Below are 18395 nucleotides of genomic sequence, written 5' to 3' on the forward strand. Positions count from 1 at the left end.
AGAAAAGTGGGTACTAGCATCTGATCTCTTCACGCAGCAGCGCGTGTTCTGCAACCGCGTCCGTCGCCGCGAGCACGGCGGCGCTTTCGTCAGCCCTTGCGTCGCTTCGCCCTCACATCGACCACGAGGCGCCAATCGGGTGCGGCGGCCGGTTTGGATTCGCCGAGCCAGTGAAAGAAGTCGTCCGTGATCTCGGTAAAGCTCCACCGCGTCAGTTCGCCGGCTTCGGTCGAGCCTTCCTGCACGATGTCCTCACCGCGCGGACGGCCGATCTGCTGGCGGAACACGCTGCGGCCGGGATCGAACCAGGAGATCCGCCACGCGGCAATGGTGGGGTCGTAGACACGCAGCGTCGTGCCGTACCAGTTTCCGGCGATCGGGAAGGCCGCCCCGCCTGCGGCGCGGGGGATGATCCAGACGTCCTGCACGGCGCGCCCTTCCAGCACCCAGCCAAAATGGATCTCGCCGGGCGCTACGTGTTTCGTTCCGCCGGGTCCATGGGCCGTGATCTCGGCATCCCAGTCGCCGACGAAGCGGCCGTAAAGCCGAAGCGCCGCAGCGTGCTCGGGATTCGGTCCGTCCGCGTGCAACAATCTCGCAAAGTCGGTCATGTCGATCTCCAGTCGCGGGGAGATCAGCACCAAAGGCCGACAGCCGGCTTGGAGAAAATTGCGCCTCAGACCCCGTCGAGGATGATCACGGTCGGCTTTGGCGGCAGCGCATCCCGCGACATCCGGAACGATCGCTCGAGGCGCCGGTCGATCTCGAACTGCTGGCCGATCCGGCGCATGAAGTCGTCGAGCGGGGTGGCGAAGCGGTGCATCGGCAGCACCACGGAGGCGCGCAGCCGTTTGGTGATCTCGGAGATGCCGTCCAGCGACATGGTGTAGGTGCCGTCGATCGGCACCATCACGATGTCGAGCCGTCCGATCTGGGCGAAATGGCTGTCGTCCAGCTTGTGGTGAAGGTGGCCGAGATGGCCGATGCAGAGGCCGGCCGCCTCGAAGATGAAGATGGAATTGCCGTCGCGGATCATGTCGCTGCCGGCATCGTCGCCGAAATAGCGGCGGATGTCCGTCGTGACGTTGCGGATGAAGGTGTCGCCGATGCGCTCCGACACGATCGCCGGCTTGCCGTCATCGGCCCAGCCATGCAGCACATGGGGAATTCGCTTGTCTGGATACAAGGAATAGTGCGTGCTGTGCGCCCGGTTCATGGTCACGACATCGGGCAGCCGTCCCACCTGGTATGCGCCGCTATAGTCGGTCGCGATGCGCAAGCCGGCGGGCGTGTCGATGAAATAGGTGGAATGGCCGGCATAGGTTATCTCGACCTCGGCCGCAGTCGCCGCCTGCCTGAAGACGACTGGCATGATCCGCGGCGCCGCATTGGCCATCGCCAGGCATTCGCTGCGCTGTGGCTGCTGGGCGAGGGCAGGTGAGAGGATTGCGCCGAACAGCGCAAGGGCCGCCGAAACCAGTCGCCGCATGAATCCGTCCCCGATGACTTCGGAACAAGTCTAGCGCGCAACGCAGTGCGTGGCCAATGGGCCGCGATCAACAGCGCGTCAGTGTCGCACCTTCACGCCCGCCTGGGGCTGAACCTCCAGGTGGCGGCGACGAGGCTGGCTGTGATCAGGCCGGCAAGCGGCAGGGCGAGCACCAGAGCGGCGGTCGCGGCCCAGCCGATCGAGGAGAACGCTTCGGCAAAGGTCGCAAGCCGCGAAGACGTCTGGCGGCGGCGGAATTGGCTGCGACGGGCCTGCACCCGGAACCAGAGCTGGATTGCCGTCGCCGAGGCCGCACCGACCATGATCGCGCCGGCGCTGACTGCCGCCTGGAATGGCGAGGCGAAGGCCAGCGCCGCGACCAGCGGACTGAAGATCACGGCGATTGCGATCAGCACCACCTCGATCTTGGCGCGGACGACGCTGGACGGCGTCAGCGGCGCGGTGGCGACGAGATCGGGAGCGTCCTCGCCCGAGATCGTCAGCCAGGCGAGCCCGCCGGCAAGCTGTCCGGCCGCCATCACGATGACGGGTGTGATCAGCGTCAGCGCTGCGGAGCTGTCGGCAAAGTTGCGCCAGAGCAGGAGCGCCGGCGGTACCAGATAGAGCAGCTGCATCAACGTCTGCGAGATCAGCCAGGGATCGCGCCACAGGAGCATGAATTCCTTGCGCCGCAGCGCCTGCTGGCGCGATCCGCTGCGGAACGGGCGCTCCTTCGCGCGGGCGCGGCCGGACGTGCCGTATGCCGCTGCATCGATCGCGGTGTCGGCGAATCGGTGCGAAAAGATCGCCATCACGCTGCCGAGCAGCACCAGGGCGAACGCGAGAAGCAGCAGCAGCGCCTCGGTGTCACCCATGGTTGCCCGTGCCGGCCACCACCAGATGCTGCCGATGTCGGGCGCGTGGGCGACGAGGCTGCCTGAGGTCAGGATGGTGAAGCGCGACAGCGTGCCGTAGGACATGATCGCCGCGATCTGCAGCGCGATCACGAAGCCCGCGCCGATGATCGCGGCGAGGACCTGGGCGATCAGGCGCGTTCGCGCCGGGCCGATCAGGCGGAACAAGACAATGGTGACGGCGATCGCGATCGCCGCGGCCGACAGGCCCATCGCAATGACGACGCCGAAGGCGGCAAGCCAGCGCGCGCCGCCGCCGATCACCAGCACGTCGATGAAGGGCGTCGAGAACAGCAGCGCCAGCACGGTGACGGTCAGCGCGATCGCGGCGATGCGGACCGAGAACAGATTGGTCAGCGTCGCCGGTGAGGACATGATCAGGTCGAGATCGGCCCGGGCGTAGAACACCCGCGTCACGGACTCGATCGCCTGCGACAGCATCAAGGTCCAGGCGAGAAAAATCGTCGCCGAAATCACGATCAGCGAGGATTTGTCGAGCGGCAGCCGCAGGTCGGCGAAACGGCCGATCACCGCCCAGGCCGGCAGGTGCAGCAGCGCGGCGAAGCAGAGCAGGCCGATGACGGCAGCGCGCGTCCGCTTGCGCCGCCCGCCGGTCATCATGGCGAACCATTCGCGCCAGGCGAGCCGCAGCTCGTGGCGGGCAAACCAGGACAGCGCCGTTGCCGAGCTCATGCTGCGGCCTGAAGCGTCACCAGCGCGATGAAGAGATCCTCGAGGCTGGTGTCGGCATGGCCGTTCTGTTGACGCAGCTCCGCCAGCGTGCCTTCGGCGACCAGGCGTCCGGACGCGATCACGCCGATACGGTCGGCCATACGCTCGGCGACCTCGAGAATGTGCGTGGTCATGATGACGGTGCAGCCGGCGCGGACGCGCCCGCTGAGCAGGTCTTTCACGTGGCGTGCGGAGACGGCATCGAGTCCCGTCAGCGGCTCATCGAGGATGATGAGGCGGGGATCGTGCACCAGGGCCCCCGCGAGAGCGACCTTCTGGCGCATGCCCTTGGAGAAGCCCTCGCAGCGCTCGTGCCGGTGCGGCGCGAGCCCGAGCGAGCTGAGCAGCTCTTGCGCGACCGGTTCCGAGGCCGAGGGGGCGATGCCCCAGAGGCCGGCGACGAATTCGAGGTATTCGAGCGGGGTGAGCTTGTCGTAGATCATGGGCTCGTCGGAGACCCATGCCATCACCTGCTTGGCGGCGGCGGGCCTCTGTAACGCATCGACGCCGAAGATCGAGATCGCGCCGGCATCGGGGCGCAGCAGGCCCGCAACCATGCGCAGGCTGGTGGTCTTGCCGGCGCCGTTGGGGCCGACCAGCGCATAGAATTCGCCGGCGTGAATGGTGAGATCGAGGCTGTCGACCGCCGGACGGTCAAAACGCTTCGTTAACCCTCGGACTTCCAGCGCCGAGCTGTCCGGCATCATGACGGCCACACCATCAGGTTTTGCATCGCCCGAGACCATGACCCGAAGATATTTCGGCAAGGTGAATCGCTTTGCCTCAAATTCCTCATCCGGGATCGACCAAAGGCAAGTCACCGTTTGTTGACAGCGCGCGGACGTTCAGGCTGAATTGGCGCCGGGACAAATGGCGCTAACGCAGCGAAACGACTGCGTAGCGACTGGACACAAGATGCGGCAAGGCGGTCGGGAAGAGCCGCGGGTCGCATCGGGAGGACACGCGTCGATGCTGGATTTTGTTCAGCAGCTGGTCAGCGGTGTTGCGCTCGGCTGCGTTTACGGCCTGATCGCGCTCGGCTTCGTGCTCGTCTACAAGGCTACCGAGGTCGTCAACTTCGCCCAGGGCGATCTGATGATGCTGGGCGGCTTCTTCGCCTTCACCTTCATCGGCATGATGGGCCTGAACTACTGGATCGGCTTTGCCGGCGCGGTGGCCGCGATGGCGCTGTTCGGCATGGTGGCGGAGCGCGTGGTGGTGCGGCCGATCCTCGGCTATCCGCAGTTCTCGATCATCATGGCGACGATCGGGCTGGGCTATTTCCTGCGCTCGGTCGCCGGCATGATCTGGGGCACCGACGACCTGAAGATCGAGACGCCGTTCAGCCAGGGCGTGCTGCGCATGGGCTCGCTGGTGCTCGCCTATGACAAGCTCTCGGTGATCGCGGCGACGATGATCCTGTGCGCGCTGCTCTGGCTGTTCTTCAACAAGACCATGCTCGGCACTGCGATGCGGGCCAGCTCCGAGAACATGCTGGCAGCCTACTATATGGGCATTCCGGTCAAGCGCGTGGTGTCGGTCGTTTGGGCGATCAGCGCGGCGGTCGCCACCTGTGCCGGCGTGCTGCTGGCGCCGATCACCTTCATCCACTCCAATGTCGGCCTCGTGCTCGGCCTGAAGGCATTTCCCGCCGCCGTGCTCGGCGGCTTCGGCTCGATCCCTGGCGCGGTGGTCGGCGGCGTCCTGATCGGGGTGATCGAAAGCATGGCCGGCTTCTACCTGCCGGAGGGCTGGAAGGACGTCGCGCCCTATGTCGTGCTGCTGACGGTGCTGCTCCTGAAGCCCGAAGGCCTGTTCGGCCTCCACGTCCGCAAGAAGGTCTGAACGCCATGCGCTTCATGTTCAAGACCGATTATGAAGACGACATCAGGCTGTTTCCGCATTCGGGCTACATCGTCACCTACGGCGTCCTGCTCGCCCTGCTGTTGATCGCACCGCATGTGCTGTCCAGCTATCTGATGAGCCAGCTCGTCTTCGTCTGCATCTACGCAATCGTCGGCGTGGCGCTCTTGATCCTGACCGGCTTCACCGGCCAGGCTTCGCTCGGGCACGCCGCGTTCCTCGCGATCGGGGCCTACACCGCGGCCTATTTGCAGACATACAACGTGCCGTTCCCGGTCTACTTCCTCGCCGCCGGGCTCTTGACCGGCATCATCGGCGCCATGGTCGGCTTTCCTGCCCTGCGGCTCACCGGCATCTACCTCGTCATCGCCACCATCTCCTTTGCCTTGATCGTCGAGGAGATCCTGGCGCGTTGGGAGAGTGTGACCCACGGCAACGAGGGCATGCGGGTCAAGACGCTGTCGCTGCTCGGCGTCGCGGTGCCGCGCGACAGCCCGACCTTCTATTATCTCTGTCTTGCCGTGCTGGTGCTGACCATCGTCGGCACGCTCAACCTGCTTCGCTCGCCGACCGGCCGTGCCTTCGTCGCGATCCGCGACAGCGAGACGGCGGCGCGCAGCATGGGCGTCAATGTCGCGCTCTACAAGGTGAAGTCCTTTGCCATCTCGGCGGCGATCACCGGCTTTGCCGGCGTGCTGTTCGCGCACAAGCTCTCCTTCATCTCGCCGGAGATGTTCACGCTCCAGCTCTCGATCGAGTTCATCATCGTGATCCTGATCGGCGGCACTTTCAGCCTGCACGGGGCGGTGCTGGGCGCGATCTTCATCGTGATGATCGATCCGTTCCTGACCTATCTCAAGGACGACATGCCCGGCATCATCGCCGGCATCGCCGCGACCTTCGGGGCGAGCACGGCGACTGCGGGAAACATCCAGTCGAACGTCGCGGCCTTCGCCTCGCTCAACGGCCTGAAGGGCGCGATCTACGGCATCATCATCGTGCTGTTCGTGCTGTTCGAGCCGCTCGGGCTCTACGGCCGCTGGCTCAAGATCAAGCTCTTCTTCCAGCTGTTCCCGCTCTACAAGCGCGCCACCTTCAAGCGGCAGAAGATCTACGTGAAGTCGGAGCGCAATCGATGAGCTATTTCCGTGCCGAGAACCTGTCGCTGCATTTCGGCGGCCTCAAGGCCGTCGACGCGGTCTCGTTCGCGGTCGAGAAGGGCGAGATTCTCTCGATCATCGGGCCGAATGGCGCCGGCAAGAGCTCGATCTTCAACCTGATCTCGCGGATCTACCGGCCGACCTCGGGCCGCATCTTCTTCGAGGACCAGGACATTACCGAAGAGCCGCCCTACGACATCGCCAGGCTCGGCATCGCCCGCACCTTCCAGAACATCGAGCTGTTCGAGAATGCGACCCGTGTTGTCGAATCTCCTGGTCGGCCGCCACCGGCACTCAACCACGCAGCTCTGGCAGGAGCTCTTGTTCCTGCCGAGCGTGCGGGCCAACGAGAAGGTGCATCGCCGCCGGGTCGAGCAGGTCATCGAATTCCTCGATCTCGAACCCTATCGCGACAAGCTGATCTCGGGGCTGCCTTACGGCGTGCGCAAGGTCATCGAGCTGGCGCGCGCCCTGTGCTCGGAGCCCAAACTGATCCTGCTCGACGAACCGTCGTCCGGCCTCAATGTCGAGGAGACCGGCGACATGTCGTTCTGGATCCGCGACCTGAAGAACGAGCTCGGCGTCACCGTGCTGATGGTCGAGCACGACATGTCGCTGGTCAATCGCGTCTCCGATCGGGTCATCGCGCTGAACTACGGCCGGGTGCTGGCGATGGGCTCGCCCGCCGAGGTGCAGCAGCACCCCGACGTCGTCGCCGCGTATCTGGGAGCCTGACCGATGGATGCCGCCACGACCCCGGACACCATCCTGAAGCTCTCCAACGTCGAGAGCTATTACGGCCCGATCATGGCGATCCGGGGCATCTCGCTGGAAGTGCCGCGCGGCCGAATCGTCACGCTGCTCGGGGCGAACGGGGCCGGCAAGACCACGGTGCTGAAGACCATCTCGGGCATCCTCGATCCGCAGAAGGGAACGATCGAGTTTCTGGGCAGGCCGATCCAGCGCATGGAGGCCGACCGGATCGTGCGGCTTGGTCTCAGTCATGTGCCGGAGGGGCGCGAGGTGTTCCCATTCCTCTCCGTGCACGAGAACCTGATGATGGGCGCCTATCCGCGCAAGGACCGGGACGGCGTTGCGGAGGATCTGGAGCGTGTCTACGGCTATTTCCCGCGGCTGAAGGAGCGCATCAATCAGCCGGCCGGACAGCTCTCCGGCGGCGAGCAGCAGATGCTCGCGATCGGACGCGCCCTGATGAACCGGCCGACGCTGCTGCTGCTCGACGAGCCCTCGCTCGGTCTGTCGCCGCTGCTGGTGAAGGAGATCTTCACCATCATCCGCAGGGTCAATGAGGAGCAGGGCATGTCGATCCTCTTGGTCGAGCAGAACGCCAAGGTGGCGCTGGAGACGGCACATTACGGCTATGTGCTGGAGATCGGCCGTATCGTGATGAACGACAGCTGCGACCGCTTGATGCATTCCCAGGACATTCAGGAGTTCTACCTTGGCGCCAAGGAAGCGGGCGCGCGAGGCGAGCGGCGCTGGAAAAAGAAGAAGACGTGGCGGTGAGGAAGAGCTGGCAGTAAGATGAGCTTGCCATCCGCAACATAGACCGCCGGCAAGGCAGGCAGCGGAGGCTGGCGACAAGGAGGGAGGAGAGGCGCATGGCCCGACCGGCGATGCTGACGGTCGCTGATACGATCGCGAAGAGCTTCCTGCGCGCCGCCCAGACGCGGGGCGACAGGCCGGCGATCCGCGAGAAGAAGTTCGGCATCTGGCAGCCGACGAGCTGGCGCGAATGGCTGGAGATCTCGAAGGAGATCGCCTACGCGCTTCGCGCGATCGGCTTCATGCCCGGCGACGTCGCCTCCATCGTCGCCAACGCCGTCCCGGAATGGGTCCATGCCGACATGGGTATCCTGTGCGCCGGCGGCGTCTCTTCCGAAATCTATCCGACCGATTCCGCGTCCCAGGTCGAGTATCTCGTCAACGATTCCCGCACCAGGGTGATCTTCGCCGAGGATGAGGAGCAGCTCGACAAGATTCTCACCTGCCGCGCACGCTGTCCGTCCCTGCAGAAGATCATCGTGTTCGACATGGAGGGCCTCAGCGGCTTCTGTGATGACATGGTGCTGTCGCTCGACGAGCTTCGCGCGCTCGGCCGCAACCACATGGTCGGCCGCGAAGCGCTGTGGCAGGAGATGATCGACAGCCGCAGCGCCGGCGATCTCGCGATCCTCGTCTATACGTCCGGCACGACCGGTGCGCCCAAGGGCGCGATGCACGCCAACCGCAGCGTCACGCACCAGATGCGCCATGCCAACGACTTCATCCCGGCGCGAGAGGACGAAGACCGGCTGATCTTCCTGCCGCTCTGCCATGTCGCCGAGCGCATCGGCGGCTACTACATCTCGGTCGCGCTCGGCTCGGTGATGAATTTCGCCGAGAGCCCGGAAACCGTGCCGGACAATCTGCGCGAGGTGCAGCCGACCGTCTTCCTCGCGGTGCCGCGCGTCTGGGAAAAGTTCTATTCCGCCATCACCATCGCGCTGAAGGATGCGACGCCGCTGCAGCAATGGGTCTATCGGCGCGCGATCGGCATCGGCTACCGCATGGTCGAGTGCCGGCTCGAGGGCAGGGCGCCGCCGCTGTCGCTGCGGATCGCCAACCGCATCGCCTACCAGGTCGCGTTCCGCAACATTCGCCGCATGATCGGGCTCGATCGTTGCCGCATCGCGTTCACCGGCGCGGCGCCGATCGCACCGGAGCTGATCCGCTGGTATCTGGCGCTCGGCATCGACATGCACGAGGTCTACGGCCAGACCGAGAATTGCGGGGTCGCCACCATGATGCCGGCGGAAAGGATCAAGCTCGGCTCGGTCGGCACCGCGGTGCCCTGGGGCGAGGTCGCGCTGTCGCCCAACGGCGAGATCCTGATCAAGGGTGACTTCCTGTTCATGGGCTATCTGAACCAGCCGGAGAAGACGGCCGAGACCATCGATCCGCGCGGCTGGCTGCACACCGGCGACGTCGGCACCATCGACAATGAAGGCTTCGTCCGCATCACCGACCGGATGAAGGACATCATCATCACCTCCGGCGGCAAGAACATCACGCCGTCCGAGATCGAGAACCAGCTCAAGTTCTCGCCCTACATTTCCGACGCCGTAGTGATCGGCGACAAACGGCCGTATCTCACCTGCCTCGTGATGATCGACCAGGAGAACGTCGAGAAGTTCGCCCAGGATCACGACATCCCCTTCACCAATTACGCAAGCCTGTGCCGGGCGAGGGAAATCCAGGACCTGATCTGGCGCGAGATCGAACAGGTCAACGGCAACTTTGCCCGTGTCGAGACCATCAAGAGGTTTTATCTGATCGAGCGCCAGCTCACCCCCGAGGACGAGGAGCTGACGCCGACCATGAAGCTGAAGCGCGGCTTCGTGAACAAGCGCTACGCCGCCGAGATCGAGGCGATGTATCGCGAGCGTGCAGTGGCGTGACGAGCCAGTCGATTCGAGAAAGCGAAGGAGCCGTGGCCCTCGCCCTTCGTCCAACACGGGCCTTTAGGAGAGGAGACGTCAATGTCGAAATTGTTCAGCGCATTCGGCCTTGCTGTGAGTGCGGTGGTGCTCACCTGTCTGCCGGCCGCAGCGCAAACCAAGGTCACCAACGAGGGCATCTCGGCAACCGAGATCGTCATCGGCACCCATCAGGACCTGTCGGGTCCGATCAAGGGTTGGGGCGTCCCCGTCTCCAACGGCATGAAGATGGCGGTCGAGGAGGTTAACGCCGCCGGCGGCATCAACGGCCGCAAGATCCGCCTGGTGGTCGAAGACAGCGGCTACGATCCGAAGAAGGCCGTGCTGGCTTCGCAGAAATTGATCGAGCGCGACAAGATCTTCGCGATGGTGGGGCCGATGGGATCGCCGACCGTGCTTGCTGCGCAGGATATCTTGCTCGACGCCGGCGTGCTGCAGCTTTTTCCGCTGACGGCGGCCGAGTTCACCTTCAAGTTCGATCCGGCCAAGCCGCAGGAGCGGCTGAAGTTCAACAACCTCCTGCCCTATATCGAGAGCACGCGGGCCGCGCTCAAATACATGATTGAGGCAAAGAATTTCAAGAAGCCCTGCATCATGCATCAGGACGACGAGTACGGGAAGAACGTGCTCGATGGTTTTAACCAGCAGCTCGCTGCCATGAAGATGCAGCCGGCCTCGATCACGAGCTACAAGCGCGGCGCCTCCGACTTCTCGGCGCAGGTCGCCAAGATGAAGTCCGACGGCTGCGACCTCGTCGTGCTCGGCGCGGTCCTCCGTGAGCCGATCGGCACGATGAGTGAAGCGAAGAAGCTCGGATGGGACGTCACCTTCCTCGGCGCCACGCCCGTTAACGTGCTCGAAGTGCCGGCGCTCGGCAAGGAAGTGGTGGAGGGATTGTACTCCGCTTCGAACTTCGAAATTCCCTATGAAGACACCGCGAAAGGAAAGGTGAAGGACTGGCTCGTCAATTACAAGAAGATGTTTAACGCCGATGCCAACACCCAGGCGATCATTGGCTACAATGCGGTGATGACGTTCGCGCATTATGCCAACAAGGCTGGTAAGGATCTCACTGGCCAGAAGATGCTCGACGCGCTGGAGTCCGGCGACAAGTTCCAGGACATCTTCAATTCGCCGCCGACGGTGTTCTCGAAGACCAACCATCTCGCCACCACCATCACACAGGTCCAGCAGGTCAAGAACGGCCGCTGGGTGCTGGTGAAGGACAATCTGATGTTTTGATTGAGTCTAGCGCGACTCCGACGGTGCCCCCTCTCCCTTGCGGGAGAGGGTGGATCGCCGCAAAGCGGCGAGCCGGGTGAGGGGTCTCTATCCCCACGAATGGTTTACGAGTGGAGAGAACCCCTCGTCCGGCGCGCCTGCGCGCGCCACCTTCTCCCGCAAGTGAGAAGGATGAAGAGTTCATGATCCCCCGCTCGCGGTGCCCGAGTTCACCGGAGCCAGCTCGTCTTCCCGGCAGCGCCAGCCGTCGGCGGCCTTCACGAAGGCAAACGTCCGCTGGATCCTGAGGCGTCGCGTGACGCTGAAGGCCTCGGTGGAACGTCCCTTGTTGCCGGCTCCCGGCTGCGGACGCCCCGTCCTCGCGTCCCAGCAGGTGCCGGTGCAGGTGGAGGCGATCTTGCTGCACATGGTGAAGGGCGCCAGCACGGCCATCTCGATTTCGCCGGTGACCTGCGCCTCCTGCTCGGTCACCTGGCTGTCGATGGCGTAGACGCGATTGATGCGCAGGAAGTTGCCGCAGGAATTGGCCGCATGGATGCGCGCGGCGCAGAAATCGACCGCGTCGGTGTCGGGTGAGCGAGCCGCGACCTGCCGGCCGAACACCTTCTTGGGGTCCCCCTTCGCCGCGCGGATTTCATCGGTCTTACGCTTCAGATGGTCGGCGAGACAGTCCTCCGCGGATTCGAGCTCTTGCAGCGGCACGTTCTCCTTGCCGACCAGATTGCATTTGCGGTCGCGCTCCCGCGTCCACCTTCCATATTCGGCGAAGGCAAAGCGGGCCGCAGTCGGGTCCAGTTTGCCGATCAGGCCGAGCGCCTGGCCGTTGAGCTCGGTTTCGGCGAGCGCCAGCGACGGGTCCGCGCAGATCAGTGCGCCCGCTGCGGTGCTGGCCGCGAGGCAGTCGAAATCAGGATCGCGCACGATCGCGGCGCGCTCCTCGGTCACCTTGAGCAGGCACGCCTTCACCCGGTCGAAATCGTCGGGGCGGATGGCTGCCTGGCCGACGATGCCGCAGCCGAGATTGCGCTGTCGGATCCAGATCGCATTCTCCTCGATTGCAGGCAGGCGATCGGGCAGGCGGGCGAGCCGCGCCTCGATCGCCGTGCTCAGCTTCTCGGCGGCGGCGGCCAGCTCGGCGTCACCGCAGAATAATTGGTTGCCGGGGTCGCGAATCTGCTGGCAGTTGTTCTTGGCAAACAGCGGCAGCCTGTCGGCGATCGAGCGTTCGGATTGCGCCGAGGCGGCCGCCGGCAATGCCAGCAACGCAAGCACAGACAGCACGATGAATCGCATTCCGGTCGCCCCCGAATGGAAGGTGCCATGCTAGCGTCTGGGATCGCGCGGCGAAACGAGTTTGTGGTGGTTGAATCCGGGCTACAGGAAGGATCAACGCGCCTCGGCGGCCGCGATCGAGACTCGCACCGGCTCGTCGACATATTTCATCACGGCCGACTGGTAGAGCGCGAACAGCGGCTGATAGCTCCGCTCAGCGTCGTCCTCGACCATCGCCATTCGGCGATTGTCGAGCATCAGCCAGTGGCCGTCGAGCCGTGCAGCAGCAATGGCGTGCTCTTCGCCGGCGCGGGTGTCGCGCACCACGAGGATGCGGAGGTCTTCGGGAGGAATGCCCGCCAGCCGCAGCGCTGCGAGCTTGGCGATGGCATAGTCTTCGCAATCGCCGGCGCCGCGGGCGAAGGTCGCGAGCGGCGAGCTCCAGACATCGTCGGTGCCGTCGTTGGCGGCGTGGATGGCGAGATTGATGGCGCGGTTGGTCTCGCCGAGGCGCGCACGGCCATCGCGGGCGCGGGCCTGGTCGACGATGGCGAGCAGCTTCAGGGCCGCAGGCGAGACGCAATTGTCCCGGTCGCCGTCGCACAGCGCGAGTTGCACCATGTCGTCGTCGAGCTTGTCCTTCAGCGTGGACCATTTCTGCTGGAGGCCGCCGGATGAGATGGCGAAGGCGAACACGCCGAACGGTTCGGCGGATTTGCGTACGAGGACGCCGGCGCCGGGCGACAGCAGCGTGCCGGCGCGAAGGTCGGCGGCCGATCCGAGCAGGATCAAGCCGCACAAGATCACGATTGCGCGCCAGGCGCGCGAGCGAGCAGCGGTCTCCATCTGACATCCCCTTCCCAGGCTTCGCGAGATCCCCCTCGATCTCGACGTGCCGGGCTATGTTGCTTTCCTGGAGATAGTGCGAGGCGGGCCGTTTTGTTCTGCTTAACGCGCCCGGCAGGGGTCCTAAAACCGTGGGACAGGCTGAAACGGGCCTGCCCAAATTGCCTAAAATTTTACGATCCCGAGGCTAGGACGGCGCTGCCGTGATATGAATCCCGGTGCAGGCAGGCGTTGTGAGGTGGCTGATTCTGCGTTCTGCGTCCTATGGCTAACCCGTCCTATTCGTGAGAGTGCGGCTTTTGGGCCCGATTGATGCGGCCGCACATCTTGTCTGACGAGGCGCACAGGATTGCCTTCGGCTTTTCGCCGCCTGACGACCGGTACTTTGCAACGCGCTTGAGGGATGGGTTGGGCGAACGGGGGCGGACGCCCCGCCGGTCAAGGACCGAGCGGCAGCAGCGCGCCGGGCAAGCCGCAGATCAGGTCGGCTTCGGGACATGCCGCGGCAAACGCAAGGCGAATGCGGCTCGTGGTCTCGACGACACGGGCGGCGATTTTCAAGAGCCGAAGACGCAGCCTCGCGAACTCGGCAGCGGCCAATTCCCGGGCTTTGGGAATGGCGTCGCGCACGGTCAGCATCAGCCAATAAGCGGCCGTATGGAGCACGAGACGGACCTGGTTGGCGAGCGCCGAACGGCAGCTGGTGCGATCGGAGGCGAGCTGCGTCTTATGCAGCTTGATCAGATTCTCGGCTTGGCCGCGCGCGCAATACAGGCTGTCGTAGATCCACTCGGCCGAGCCGACATCGAGGCTGGTGACGACGAAGCGGATGTCGAGGCCGAGCATCGTCGCCTCAATACGGGCGACAGTGCGCCGTTCGCGATCCCAGGACTTTGCCTTGTGGCGCGTCTCGGTATAGCCACGCAGAACCGGCAGGTTCTCGATGGCGCGTCGCGTGCGGATGTCGTCGGCGACCTCGTCGACTTTTCTGGCGAGAGGCTTGGTGCCGGACAGACCGAAGATGTAGTCGATGCCGTTGGTCTCGCACCACGCCATTGCCTCCGGCCGGGCATAGTGCCCGTCGCCACGGAACGTAATTTGCGTGTTGTGCCATCGCGTCCGGATATGCCGTACCAGGCGGCGCAGATGGGCACGCACCTCGACGCCGCCCGGCGTCTTGCCGGGCCGCAGCACGACGGCCACGGGCCGGCTCTTCTCCGTGTCGTAGACGTGGATCGGCAGGAAGCAGCGTTCGTCATAATGAGCGTTGAACAGCGAGAGCTGCTGATGGCCGTGGACGACGTCGCAGGTATCATCGATGTCGAGCGTGACGGATGCCGGCTCGCGCGGGTAGCTATCCATCCATGCGTCGACCAAAGTGTAGGTCAGCCGGATCACGTCGCGCAGGCGCGGAGCATTCTCCAGCCGCGACAGCGTCGGCTGGGAACACAAATCCCGGCCCGTGTCCGGTAGGCGACCGCAGGCCAGCTTGAATGCCGGATCGGACCTCAGATGATCGAGGTCGTCGGCGTCCTCGTAGCCGCAGCAGATCGCGAACATGCGAGCGCGGAACATATCGACCAGGCTGTGCACGACCCGCGTCGGATCGCGCCGATCCGGGAACACCCGGGCCAGATTGTTGGCCAAACCGAGACGCCGCTCGGCCATCGCCAGAAGCATCACGCCCCCGTTCGAGGTTAGGCGCCCACCATCGAAGGCAGCTGTGACTTTCTTGGCGTGAACGGCTGGAAACGAGAAGGGCGGAATCGTATCGTCGGTCATGGCGGGCGTGGCGTTCGCGGTTGGAGGTGATGGGGTTGGCTTCGCAACCGAATCCTACGCCGCATCAGCGCTTTACCCCTCAGGCGCACTCTTACGAATAAGACGGGTTAAGTTGAAGAAAGATTGAGTGACTCCCGATCATTTCTGTGCCGAAACGTGGAGTCGCGGTCGTGCCGCGTCCAAAGAAACCGGCGCGAGCGGCCTATTAGACGCGGTAGGTGCTCAGCCTCCGAAACGAGACTATCAAGCATGAAGAGATCGAGCGCGAGGCAGAGGTTTTATTTGTGTTGAATTCTTGCTTCTCGATAGTGGTCTGAAATCGTATCATCGGTCATGGCGGGCGTGGCGTTCGCGGTTGAAGGTGATGGGGTGGCTTCGCAACCGAATCCTACGCCGCATCAGCGCTTTACACCACGCTCGCCAGCCTCTCAGGCGCCCTCTCGCGAATAAGACGGGCTAGATGACTTCGTCGGGCTTCGACGCTGTTCTAAGTAGGACCCTGCCCAAATTTGGATAGGCCACGAACGGTAGTTGTCCGGAATTCCCTCAACCTCAGGATTGCTCTAATATACTATCGCGGCGGTTGTTGCATTTCGGAACCTGTGGGAAGCGCCAACAAAGCGGAGGAGAGCGTGAGTCTGGAGCGCCAGTACCGAGAGCTAAAGAAGTTGCAAGAAAAGGTCCGTCAATGGGAAGGAAAGAATTGGTCCCGGCGGTCGATTGAAAGGCAGTCGGTGCGGCGAGATGTTTTTCTCTCAGTTCCGGGACACATCACCTCCGAGCCCTGCTTGGTACGTGATCTCTCCAATAGAGGCGCTGGCATTCAGCTTAATGGACTCACGCTTCTGCCGACCGAGTTTTCGCTTTCCTTCGATGAGTTTCGCACCACCTACCCTTGTCGCCTCATCTGGCGACAAGGAGACTTCATCGGGGTGGCATTCCAAAACACGGGCCAGTATTTAACCCTCGTGGAGGCAAGATAGAAGGTACCTTTTGCGCTAGAATCGCCCTGTTGGTGAGGTCGCTTCTGGCCCATCGCGACATTTGCTGCGGTTGCATAATGCTGTCGGAAGCTGCTCGTTTTCCGGTGGACAGCCGTTGGTTGCGATAGCAATTTGCTCGTTGTTTCAGACGTGAGATTTTCTTATGCGCGATTGGCACCTGCCGTTTTCTCGAGTGTGCTTGGATTCTACCTCAAAGCGCGAACGAAGATCCTACCGCCGATTGCTGTCATGCGGTGTGAATTTGGCCGGTGCGTGATGCTGCTCTGCATCTGCACAACCGTCCTGATTGAGGTGTGGCTTGATCTCTGGCTCACGGCAGTCCAGCGTCTCGCCTCGGCATGCTGTCCGTACTGGGGGCTCTCTTTCGGGTGCGCGACTGGAGACTGTCAGGATTCGCGCTTATGCCAAAGGGAAATGGCCTGATCGTCCACGCAGCCGGAAGACGGCTCGATCTACTGCGCGGAGACGCTTCCCGAATTGCAAAAGGGCATAAGGTCGATTGGTGGATCGATCGTGCAGACGTCGGCACGCGCTTTTGCTTTGAAAATGCAAAAGCAAAAAGAGGCCTTCGCGGGTACCTGCGATAACTTCAGCGGTCGATGCCGAGACGGCTAGCCCAAAACCCGGGCGCTCGCGCGGAGACCTGGGGACGTTGGTCCGCGTTCAGGCCATGCGGCTACGTAGTTGCCGATGTAGGCTCCATATGCATCAACGATACTGTCGTGAAATGGCAATCCCGACACTGCAAAGTGCGAAACATGAATTGTGAATTATATGCAGTGAGGGTAGTGTAGATTATTGTTCACTCTCAGGAGGCGAGAATGAAATCACCGATTTTGAGAGCTGGCCCCGGTTGTTTGGACAGCGCCCCGCTGGATTTAAGTGGATTCCTGCCGGGTTATGCTGAACGCGGGGCTTTACGGTTTTGTCGTTGCGTCGGGAGGGCGTAGCCCGACCAGAGCGACGACAAAACCGTCGGCGACGGTCATGCGGCCATCACCATAGCTTGCGTGCCGAAGTAAGCCTCGTCGGGCGTGCGCCCGTCAAGGCTCGAGTGAGGGCGTCCCTGATTGTAGAAGGCCAGATACTTGGCAATTGACGCTCGCGCCTCGGACACGCTGTCGTAGGCGCGGAGATATACTTCTTCGTATTTGACCGTGCGCCAGAGCCGCTCGACAAACACGTTGTCGCGCCAGGCGCCCTTGCCGTCCATGCTGATGGCGATCTTCGCGTCCAGCAGCACATCGGTGAACTCGAGGCTGGTGAACTGGCTGCCCTGATCCGTGTTGAAAATCTCGGGCCTGCCGTGCTTCGCCAACGCCTCCTGGACCGCTTCGACGCAGAAGGCCGCCTCCATTGTGATCGAGACGCGATGGGCCAGGACCCGTCGGCTGAACACATCGACGACCGCCGCGAGATAGACGAAGCCACGCCGCATCGGAATGTAGGTGATGTCCATTGCCCACGCATGGTCGGGCCGCTCGATCTTCAATCCGCGCAACAGGTACGGGTAGATCTTGTGACCCGGAGCCGGCTTGCTCGTGTTCGGGCGACGATAGACCGCCTCGATCCCCATGCGCTTCATCAGCGTCGCGATGTGGCGGCGACCGGCGTATACGCCCTCCCGCCGCAGCAACGATCGCAGCATACGCGCTCCCGCGAAGGGATAATCGAGATGCAGCTCATCGAGCCGACGCATCAAGGCAAGGTCCTCGGCCGAAACTGGCCGAGGTTCATAGTAGACCGTGCTGCGAGCCAGCTTCAGGACCTTCGCCTGGCGCACGATAGAAAGATCATGATCGCGGTCGATCATCGCTTTGCGCTCAGCAGGCCCGCCTTGGTGAGCGCGCCGGACAAAAAATCGTTTTCCAACGCCAGCTCGCCGATCTTGGCATGTAACGCCTTCAAATCGACCGGCGTCTCGGCCGATGTCTTGTCATGCCCAAACACGCCGGCGGCGCCTTCCAGGAGCTGGTTTTTCCAGATCGTGATCTGGTTCGGATGAACATCAAACAGTTGCGCCAGCTCCGCCAGTGTCTTGTCGCCTTTGACCGCAGCCAAAGCAACCTTCGCCTTGAATGCCGGAGAATGCGTCCGGCGGCTCTTCTTCGTCATCTTCGCTCCTGATTCGCAGCAAGAATCCTCGCCGCTGTCAGGCAGAAAATCCACTCAAGCTACTGTCCGAATTTGCGGGGCCAGCTCTTTTGTACGTCTCAATTTTCGCGGGCGCTTTGAATTGCACTGAGGCAAATGCCCAATAGAGCTATGGCGGAATCTGGGTGATGACGGTGTGAGGAAGGCGGCGTATCGAGGCGGGTGACGAGCCTGCCAGAACCTCTCGAGGAGAGCGATACGCCATGACCGAGACTACCAATGTTCTTGCTTTCCGTCAGCCGTCCGCGGTTGATGATCCACTGACCGATATCGTTCGTGCCGGCGCGCGGGACAGCCCCGATCGCGATCTACAGTCCAAACTCCCTCGACTCTCTCCAGGGGCCAATATGCACCCTGAGTGCATTTGGTTCCATGATAAGGAATTGCAATATCTGAGCCGAGTGTTGCGGATTAGCTACATCAACATTCAGGCGAAC

The 18395-nt window shown here is 63.1% G+C and carries 14 protein-coding genes and 1 pseudogene; 7 read left to right on the forward strand and 8 right to left on the reverse strand.

Annotation, left to right across the window (positions count from 1 at the left end; all coding sequences use genetic code 11):
• Nucleotides 1-89 precede the first annotated feature (89 nt).
• The 4 genes from ABIF91_RS20120 to ABIF91_RS20135 all read right to left on the reverse strand — a co-directional run bounded on the left by ABIF91_RS20120 (nucleotide 90) and on the right by ABIF91_RS20135 (nucleotide 3842).
• On the reverse strand, nucleotides 90-611 hold the full coding sequence (locus tag ABIF91_RS20120; protein ID WP_028179071.1) for a hypothetical protein: 522 nt from the start codon (nucleotides 609-611) through the stop codon (nucleotides 90-92).
• Nucleotides 612-676: 65 nt separating this feature from the next.
• The gene (locus ABIF91_RS20125; protein WP_028179070.1) at nucleotides 677-1489 is read right to left on the reverse strand and encodes an MBL fold metallo-hydrolase; all 813 of its coding nucleotides are present in this window, start codon (nucleotides 1487-1489) and stop codon (nucleotides 677-679) included.
• Nucleotides 1490-1581: 92 nt separating this feature from the next.
• On the reverse strand, nucleotides 1582-3096 hold the full coding sequence (locus tag ABIF91_RS20130) for a permease (protein WP_424579326.1): 1515 nt from the start codon (nucleotides 3094-3096) through the stop codon (nucleotides 1582-1584).
• Entirely contained in the window at nucleotides 3093-3842 is a 750-nt protein-coding gene (locus ABIF91_RS20135; protein ID WP_028179068.1) for an ABC transporter ATP-binding protein, read from the reverse strand. The genes ABIF91_RS20130 and ABIF91_RS20135 overlap by 4 nt, the downstream gene beginning before the upstream one ends.
• Before the next feature lie 262 nt (nucleotides 3843-4104).
• On the opposite strand from ABIF91_RS20135, the gene ABIF91_RS20140 reads away from it, so the two are divergent.
• From ABIF91_RS20140 to ABIF91_RS20165, 6 genes and pseudogenes are all read left to right on the forward strand, one after another.
• The gene (locus ABIF91_RS20140; RefSeq protein WP_028179067.1) at nucleotides 4105-4980 is read left to right on the forward strand and encodes a branched-chain amino acid ABC transporter permease; all 876 of its coding nucleotides are present in this window, start codon (nucleotides 4105-4107) and stop codon (nucleotides 4978-4980) included.
• Between the two features lie 5 nt (nucleotides 4981-4985).
• Entirely contained in the window at nucleotides 4986-6137 is a 1152-nt protein-coding gene (locus ABIF91_RS20145; RefSeq protein WP_028179066.1) for a branched-chain amino acid ABC transporter permease, read from the forward strand.
• Nucleotides 6134-6893 (forward strand): annotated as a pseudogene (locus tag ABIF91_RS20150) (ABC transporter ATP-binding protein). The gene ABIF91_RS20145 and the pseudogene ABIF91_RS20150 overlap by 4 nt, the downstream one beginning before the upstream one ends.
• Nucleotides 6894-6896: 3 nt before the next feature.
• Nucleotides 6897-7685 (forward strand): ABC transporter ATP-binding protein, encoded by a 789-nt coding sequence (locus ABIF91_RS20155; protein ID WP_028179064.1) that lies wholly within the window; start codon nucleotides 6897-6899, stop codon nucleotides 7683-7685.
• Between the two features lie 95 nt (nucleotides 7686-7780).
• Nucleotides 7781-9619 carry an AMP-dependent synthetase/ligase gene (locus tag ABIF91_RS20160; RefSeq protein ID WP_424579327.1) on the forward strand — a complete coding sequence of 613 codons (1839 nt, stop codon included), beginning with the start codon at nucleotides 7781-7783 and terminating at the stop codon, nucleotides 9617-9619.
• A gap of 81 nt (nucleotides 9620-9700) precedes the next feature.
• Nucleotides 9701-10900 (forward strand): ABC transporter substrate-binding protein, encoded by a 1200-nt coding sequence (locus ABIF91_RS20165; RefSeq protein ID WP_028179062.1) that lies wholly within the window; start codon nucleotides 9701-9703, stop codon nucleotides 10898-10900.
• Nucleotides 10901-11080: 180 nt separating this feature from the next.
• On the opposite strand, the gene ABIF91_RS20170 is transcribed toward ABIF91_RS20165, so the two are convergent.
• From ABIF91_RS20170 to ABIF91_RS20180, 3 genes are all read right to left on the reverse strand, one after another.
• A complete protein-coding gene (locus ABIF91_RS20170; protein WP_035671817.1) occupies nucleotides 11081-12193 on the reverse strand; it encodes a lysozyme inhibitor LprI family protein in 1113 nt (370 codons plus the stop codon).
• A gap of 93 nt (nucleotides 12194-12286) precedes the next feature.
• Nucleotides 12287-13018 (reverse strand): transglutaminase-like cysteine peptidase, encoded by a 732-nt coding sequence (locus ABIF91_RS20175; protein ID WP_028179060.1) that lies wholly within the window; start codon nucleotides 13016-13018, stop codon nucleotides 12287-12289.
• A gap of 438 nt (nucleotides 13019-13456) precedes the next feature.
• Nucleotides 13457-14800: an IS1380 family transposase gene (locus ABIF91_RS20180; RefSeq protein ID WP_424579238.1), complete on the reverse strand. Its 1344-nt coding sequence runs from the start codon at nucleotides 14798-14800 to the stop codon at nucleotides 13457-13459.
• A 632-nt stretch (nucleotides 14801-15432) separates the two neighbouring features.
• On the opposite strand from ABIF91_RS20180, the gene ABIF91_RS20185 reads away from it, so the two are divergent.
• Nucleotides 15433-15783, forward strand: coding sequence for a PilZ domain-containing protein (locus ABIF91_RS20185; RefSeq protein ID WP_424579328.1), 351 nt, complete (start codon nucleotides 15433-15435; stop codon nucleotides 15781-15783).
• A gap of 1006 nt (nucleotides 15784-16789) precedes the next feature.
• Here the strand turns inward: ABIF91_RS20185 and ABIF91_RS20190 are convergent.
• Nucleotides 16790-17919 (reverse strand): IS3-like element ISRj2 family transposase gene (locus ABIF91_RS20190; protein ID WP_129557670.1). Its coding sequence is split into 2 segments (ribosomal slippage): nucleotides 16790-17667 and nucleotides 17667-17919, totalling 1131 coding nucleotides; the frame shifts between segments, so codons are not numbered across the junction.
• Nucleotides 17920-18395 lie beyond the last annotated feature (476 nt).

The organism is Bradyrhizobium sp. USDA 241 (assembly GCF_049739505.1).
Lineage (GTDB): Bacteria > Pseudomonadota > Alphaproteobacteria > Rhizobiales > Xanthobacteraceae > Bradyrhizobium > Bradyrhizobium liaoningense.